Below are 1,135 nucleotides of genomic sequence, written 5' to 3'. Positions count from 1 at the left end.
CTACCCGCCCAAGCGCGTGGTCCCGCCCAAGGTCCGCGCCTTCATCGACGGCTTCGCCGCCCATCTCGGCGCCCCGCCCTACTGGGAGCGCGACGCGCCGCCGCCCTGATCCCCGCGCGGGCGCCTATTGCCTCGCGCCCGCATGATTGCCAGAACATCCCCGAGGCGAGTTAGAGGAGCTGAACGTGTTGAAGATCGCGATCATCGGCGGCGGCTATGTCGGCCTGGTGTCGGCGGCGTGCTTCGCCGAATTCGGCGTCAGCGTGATGGTCGCGGAAACCGACCCCGCGCGGCTCGACCGCCTGCGCCGCGGCGAGATCCCGATCTACGAGCCGGGGCTCGATCCGCTGGTCGAGCGCAACCGCGCCGCCGGCCGTCTCGGCTTCACCGGCCGCATCGAGGAGGCGATCGCCGGGGCCGAGGCGGTGTTCATCGCCGTCGGCACGCCCTCGCGGCGCGGCGGCGGCCATGCCGACCTGTCCTATGTCTTCGCCGCCGCCGAGCAGGTGCTGGCGGCACTCGACCACCCGACGGTGCTGGTCACCAAATCCACCGTCCCGGTCGGCACCGGCCGCCGCCTCGCCGCCCTCGCCGCCGCCCGCCGCCCCGACCTTGCGATCGACGTCGCCTCGAATCCGGAATTCCTGCGCGAGGGCAGCGCGATCGGCGACTTCATGCGGCCGGACCGCGTCGTCGTCGGCGCCGAGACCGAGCGCGCCCGCGAGGTGCTGCGCGCCCTCTACCGCCCGCTCAACCTGATCGAGACGCCGATCCTGATCACCGGGCTCGAAACCGCCGAACTCATCAAATACGCCGCCAACGCCTTCCTCGCGATGAAGGTCACCTTCATCAACGAGATGGCCGATCTCTGCGAGGCGGTGGGGGCGGACGTGCACGGCGTCGCCCGCGGCATGGGGCTCGACCGGCGGATCGGCGCCAAGTTCCTCCACCCCGGCCCCGGCTTCGGCGGCTCCTGCTTCCCCCAAGGACACGCTCGCCCTCGCCCGCATCGCCCAGGACGCCCGCGCCCCCTCCCGCCTGACCGAGGCGGTGGTCGCGGTGAACGACGCGCGCAAGGCCGGGCTCGGCCGCCGCGTGCTCGATGCCGCCGGCGGCTCGGTGCGCGGCATGCGCG

The 1,135-nt window shown here is 73.1% G+C and carries 1 pseudogene; it reads left to right on the top strand.

The features are described from left to right. Window positions 1–188: 188 nt before the first annotated feature. Window positions 189–1,135: pseudogene (locus tag APM_RS17920) on the top strand (UDP-glucose dehydrogenase family protein); the annotation flags it as partial.

The organism is Acidiphilium sp. PM, assembly GCF_000219295.1.
GTDB classification, from domain to species: Bacteria; Pseudomonadota; Alphaproteobacteria; order Acetobacterales; family Acetobacteraceae; genus Acidiphilium; species Acidiphilium multivorum.
This window is presented reverse-complemented; position numbering and strand designations above follow the sequence as displayed.